Annotated in this window: 5 protein-coding genes and 1 tRNA gene; 4 read left to right on the top strand and 2 right to left on the bottom strand. The window is 35.9% G+C overall.

What is annotated here, in order from left to right:
- A partial coding sequence (locus LB465_RS09420; protein WP_224469615.1) for a DUF4372 domain-containing protein occupies window positions 1-134 on the bottom strand: 134 nt, incomplete at its 3' end.
- Between the two features lie 165 nt (window positions 135-299).
- Window positions 300-1,241 carry a ribose-phosphate pyrophosphokinase gene (locus LB465_RS09415; protein WP_224469608.1) on the bottom strand — a complete coding sequence of 314 codons (942 nt, stop codon included), beginning with the start codon at window positions 1,239-1,241 and terminating at the stop codon, window positions 300-302.
- Window positions 1,242-1,707: 466 nt separating this feature from the next.
- Between LB465_RS09415 and LB465_RS09410 the strand changes: the two genes are divergently transcribed.
- The 4 genes from LB465_RS09410 (at window position 1,708) to LB465_RS09395 (ending at window position 5,933) form a co-directional block, all read left to right on the top strand.
- Window positions 1,708-1,789 (top strand) — tRNA-Leu (locus tag LB465_RS09410).
- A gap of 240 nt (window positions 1,790-2,029) precedes the next feature.
- Window positions 2,030-3,250 carry a site-specific integrase gene (locus tag LB465_RS09405; RefSeq protein WP_224469607.1) on the top strand — a complete coding sequence of 407 codons (1,221 nt, stop codon included), beginning with the start codon at window positions 2,030-2,032 and terminating at the stop codon, window positions 3,248-3,250.
- A 313-nt stretch (window positions 3,251-3,563) separates the two neighbouring features.
- Window positions 3,564-4,769 (top strand): primase-helicase family protein, encoded by a 1,206-nt coding sequence (locus LB465_RS09400; protein ID WP_224469606.1) that lies wholly within the window; start codon window positions 3,564-3,566, stop codon window positions 4,767-4,769.
- A 309-nt stretch (window positions 4,770-5,078) separates the two neighbouring features.
- Window positions 5,079-5,933: a toprim domain-containing protein gene (locus LB465_RS09395; protein ID WP_224469605.1), complete on the top strand. Its 855-nt coding sequence runs from the start codon at window positions 5,079-5,081 to the stop codon at window positions 5,931-5,933.
- Window positions 5,934-6,000: the final 67 nt, after the last annotated feature.

Raw genomic sequence — 6,000 nt, 5'->3', positions numbered from 1 at the left:
TCGTATGTTTTAAAACGCTTGTAATACCTGTCACTGTTATGATCAGATACTGTCCGGGTAATTATTGATGGGGAAAGCAATTTTAATAGCTGCTTAATAATGGGCTGTCCGCTAAAGTTGTTACTTTCGTTCATATATCTGGTTTTGTGGTAAAAACAAGATATAAAATAAGCGGGAAATCCTTTTTAGGAAATCCCGCTTTTAAAAATCTTTATCGGACACTACTGAAAAAGGATATTCTTATTGAAAAATCTATCTAAGAAACTGAAAGTAAATTAACTGTACTTAGTCAACAAAATCTACATAACAAATTTAGAACTGATAGATTTATTGTTGTGCACCCTATTCATTACATCAGCAAAAAGATTGGCGCAACTCACTACCTTAATTTTTTTACTTTCTTGTTTTAACGGAATAGAATCAGTCACAATCAACTCCATGAGTTTAGAGTTTTCAATCTTATCGTAAGCTCCGCCAGAAAGTACCGGATGAGTACAAATAGCCCGTACACTTTTTGCACCGCGCTCCATCATTAAATCGGCTGCTTTTGTAAGTGTCCCCGCAGTATCTACCATATCGTCTACCAAAACCACATTTTTACCTTCTACATTACCAATAAGCTCCATATGCGAAATCACATTGGCTTTTGCACGCTGCTTGTAACAAATTACCACATCACTTTCTAAAGCTTTAGAATAAGCGTAAGCTCGTTTAGAACCTCCCATGTCTGGTGAGGCAACCGTTAAATTATCTAATTTTAAACTTTTCAAATACGGAAGAAAAACCGTGGAAGCATAAAGATGATCTACAGGTTTTTCGAAGAACCCTTGAATTTGATCGGCGTGCAAATCCATGGTGATAATTCGGGTAGCTCCTGCTGTTTCCAGGATACTGGCTATCATTTTAGCCGCAATTGGCACTCTGGGTTTATCTTTTCTATCCTGGCGCGCCCAACCGAAATACGGAAGCACGGCGGTAATATGTCTTGCCGAAGCTCTTTTAGCAGCATCAAGCATTAAAAGCATCTCCATCAAATGGTCTGATCCTGGGTGAGTAGACCCAATAATGAATACTCGTGAACCGCGAACAGATTCTTCAAAAGAAGGCTGAAATTCGCCATCACTGTAAGTAGAGGTAATTACGTTTCCTAATTTAGTGCCGTAAGCGGCTGCTATTTTTTCAGCTAAAGCTTTGCTCTGTGTACAGGAAAAAATTTTGGCCTCGGGAATTACGTTGGGCATGTTGTGTTGTTTTTGTGTGAATGTTGTTTGTTGTGTTGCAAATTTAAAAATTAATTCCTTTTACACCTCACGAATAAGTTTTGAGTCAGACTTTTAAAATTAGTATTTGTTCATTTTTTCCATTGATGAAAAAACGAACCAAAAAAATCTAGGCTTACGAAACTTTATCTAAATTTATTGTTCGTCCCCTAAATTTTAGGAACTCGCCACTTTAATTCAACTAGAAAGAAAAATACGCCGGGCTCGAACAGCCTAAAATTTTACGGTGTCTTCACTTTAAATTTCATGATAAATTTTCGATAGGCCATCAAAACAAAAATTCAGAGAAAAATTACAATCAAAGAAATATTCTCATTCAAGAAGCATGGCTTATAAAAAACCACGAAAATATTTAGAATACGGTTGGTTTAAAAATAGAAAAAAACATTTGGGGATGGGAAAAATTTTTTACTTTTGCCGTCCACTTGCTCGAGTGGCGGAACTGGTAGACGCGCTGGATTCAAAATCCAGTAACTTCGGTTGTGCGGGTTCGATTCCCGCCTCGAGCACTTTTAAGCCTACAAATAACAACAAAACCCCGTAAAACTCACTGTTTACGGGGTTTTTCTTTTTTCACAATATCAAATAATATCATTTAATTACATCTAAAAGGTGTCTAATTCGGTGTCACTTAGAGAATGAAAATAAGTGCGCCCGAATTGCATACAAAGTCCTGTTAAATAAGTGTTTACGTCTTTGATGCTATATTTATTTCAGCTAAATTTAATTCAATTTAAAAGCTAAAAAGGATGCAAGATTTACTGTCAATATTATTTTATGTAAGAAAGAGCAAGGATAAAAATGCTACTCACGCCACTGTTTACCTTAGAATCACCTATAAGGGTAAGCGAGCAGAGTCCAGCACAATGAGGAAGGTTCTACTTTCAAAATGGAATGCCAAGGCTAGCAAAATGAATGGTTATTCTGCTGAAGCTAAGCAAGTAAATAGAAATCTTGAAATCATTAAGAAGAGGATCTATGACATTTATCAGAGATTTTTGGAAAATGACGAAGAAATAACATCAGTAAGAATTAAAGATGAATTTCTGGGTAAAAATATAGATGATCATAGAATTCTTAAGATGTTCGAGGAACATAATTTAAGAATGCAAAAACTGGTTGGAAAAGATTATTCCTTTAGAACACTTCAGCGTTATAATACCACCAAAAAACATCTAACAAATTTCATTTCATCGAATTATAAATCAGAAGATTTCCGGGTAAAAGATATTGACACCAAATTCATTAATAGTTTTATTTACTATCTCAAAACAGAACTCAACCTCTCTCATAATTCAGCTTTAAAATATCTAGCATATTTAAAAAAAATTGTGAGGATTGCTGTTGCTAATGGATGGTTAGAGAAAGATCCATTTTATAATTTAAAACTAAAACGCCAGGCTATTGACCGGGAATTTTTAACTAAAGAAGAAATTATTAGAATAATGGAAAAAAACTTCACTATTCAGCGGATGGAACAAGTAAGAGATGCATTTATCTTTTCGTGCTATACTGGATGTGCCTATTCTGATATTGCCAAGCTCACTCCACAAAATTTAATTAAAGGAATTGATGGCTCACAATGGTTAAAGTATAAGAGAACAAAAACCAAATCTCTTAGTAGCATTCCCCTGTTGACAATTCCGGAAGAGCTTATCAAGAAATATAAAAACTTGGAAAATCCTAAAGGCACCTTGCTACCAGTGTTATCAAACCAAAAAACCAATAGTTATTTAAAAGAAATTGCCGATGTATGTGAGATTCAAAAGAAACTAACATTCCATGTTGCCAGACATACATTTGCCACCACTGTTACCCTTTCCAATGGTGTCCCAATTGAAAGTGTTAGCAAAATGCTTGGGCATAAATCAATAAAAATCACCCAACATTACGCAAAGATTTTAGACGAAAAGTTGAGCGAGGATATGAATAACCTTAGAAGCCGGATGGCCGCTAATGAAAAAAGGTAATTAGTTCTTCTATTTACTCCCCGGATCATTAGGAAGATTTGTTTAAATTTTAGGCTTGATTTTCCGAAATCTGCTCTAATCCACCATATTCCAATAATTTTTATTGAAATTTCTATTTGAACGATTCAGCTTTTCAAATGATATTTAATGCTAAATGATAGGTCTTGACGTTAGGTCAAAAAACTACAAATATCAAATTACACTATTCTCAATCAAAACTTATTATTGCTCTTTTTCATTATATTATTACAAGGTTTTTGTAATTTAATTGACGATATATTTACTTATAAGATGAATGTTTAAAATTTGAATAATGAAGCGGGAGGGTTCATATATTAGAGTGGGGACTCAATATTACAAATTGGTAAAAACACCTAGTATTTCCGGTCAGGTAAATGAATCTCTGGTTTCCTGGAATATCGAGACCATAAGACAGGATCACGGGAAAACATACCTCGCCGGGATTCCCAAATATGATGGCTTCACCTGTATTCCCGATCATCTCAATTTTAAATACTCACATTCAAATTTCTATAATACCTATGCCCCGCTTAGCCATACATTAGAAGAAGGGAATTGCGCGGTATCATTGGAATTCGTCCGGCATATCTTTGGCGATCACTACGAACTGGGCCTGGATTACCTGCAGCTTTTATTTATTAAACCTACACAGGTCCTCCCTATTCTTTGCCTGGTCTCCAGGGAACGTTCCACCGGAAAGAGCACCTTTTTAAAATGGTTAAAGAAGATCTTTGAAAACAATCTTACCTATCTCACCAATGATAATTTTACCAGCCAGTTTAATTCCGACTGGGCCAATAAACTTCTAATCTGTATTGACGAAGTATTATTCAATAAAGAAGAACTTACCGAAAGAATTAAATACCTAAGCACAACCAATATCAACAAATTAGAAGCTAAGGGAAAAGATAAGCGGGAAGTTGAATTTTTCGGCAAGTTTGTCCTATGTAGCAATAACGAAGAAAACTTTATTAAGATTGACCAACACGAAACCCGGTTCTGGGTTATTAAGGTTCCCACCATTAAGAAAGAACAGACCGCTTATTTAGAAAAGCTGGAAGAAGAAATCCCTGCATTCCTTTATCATCTACAACACAGAAAACTATCCACACCCCACCAGACGCGAATGTGGTTTAGTGCCAGGCAAATTGAAACCCCTGCTTTACGGAAACTGGTACAGCACAACAAAAACAGAATTGAAAAAGAGCTGGCCAATATCCTGCTTATGGTTATGGAAGATAATGATATGGAAGAGATAAATTTTTGCCCGATAGATGCTTTAAATGCCATAGGTAAAACCCGGCTTCGCACTGATCTTACCCAAATACGAAAAATTCTAAAAAAGGACTGGAAGCTGGAGAGCCAGCCCAATTCCCATATGTACCAAAAGTTTTCAATTTGGGCTGATGGAACCACCATTTTTAAAGATGCCAAAGGACGCTATTTTACTATAAGTAAAAGTTTCCTGGCTGAAAATTTTCCAGAGCAATCAGCCTAGGTAAATTGAGGTTTTCGGCAAAAAATGATGAATTGATGAACGAATGATGACGCGGAATAGCCAGTCTTTGCTGGGGTTCCCGTGCGTTGTCATCGTCTCATCAAAATTGAAGCTGCTGTTGAAAGAAAAAGGTTTTAAACCCTTCTATTTTTTGATGAATGATGACAAAATAAGATTAGCCCAGTAATAGCAAGGCTTCCTGTGGTCATCAAAATGTCATCAAACTGTCATCAAAAAATAATGATGACCGGAAACAGAATTAAAAATCAAAACTATAAACAGGACTAAAACACGCTAAAATAAATGCTGATGAAAAAAGAAAGATTAAGCTGTGAAAAAGCCCGCAACATTTGTATCATCAAAAGCCTAGCAAAGTTGGGACACTTTCCCAGTAGGACCACAGAAAAAGAAGCCTGGTTCTTAAGTCCCCTGCGATCAGAAACCAAGGCCTCATTTAAGGTTTCCCGGGTGATAAACAGGTGGTATGATTTCGGAATAGGAAAAGGAGGAAATGTAATTGACCTGGTATGTCTCATTAAAAACTGCGAGGTTAAAGAAGCTTTACAATTTTTACAGGAAGATACTATCTCCCCTTTTCACACTCCCCCAAAGAAACAGCAACCAAAAAAGGGGAAAATTCAAATTATAACGGCAGAACCCCTGGATCATCCTGCCCTATTACACTATTTAAAATCACGGAAAATTCCGGTTGAAATAGCAAGGCTTTATTGTTCTCAGGTCTGGTACCATCGAAAAGATAAGTCATATTATGCCATTGGTCTTAAAAATGACAAGGAAGGCTGGGAACTTCGAAACAAGTACTTTAAAAATTCCAGTAGTCCGAAAACCTATTCAATTATCCGGAATAGTTCCCAGCAGTTGGTAATTACCGAAGGAATTTTTGACTTTCTTTCCCTGTCCACTATAAATGCAGACTTAGTTCAAAATTCAGATTGTATCATTTTAAATTCCCTGGCTTTTTTAGATCGGGTGAAAATACTAATTCCGGGCTATAAGCGTGTATTGCTTTACCTGGATAATGACCCTGCAGGGAAAAAAGCAGCAAGTTCGCTTTTAAGCCTTTATGACCATATCACTGATTGTAGTGATTCCTATGGCGCCTATGTAGATCTAAATGAAAAATTAATGAAATTGGAAAAGTAAAAATATTTAGAAGGCTCAGTTAGTAAAAAGAATTATTAAAATCATTTACTTTTTTCACCTGGAGCAT

It is taken from the genome of Salegentibacter lacus (assembly GCF_020164555.1).
GTDB classification, from domain to species: Bacteria; Bacteroidota; Bacteroidia; order Flavobacteriales; family Flavobacteriaceae; genus Salegentibacter; species Salegentibacter lacus.
Note: the sequence above shows the minus strand (reverse complement) of the source record. Positions and strands in the feature narration are given on the sequence as shown.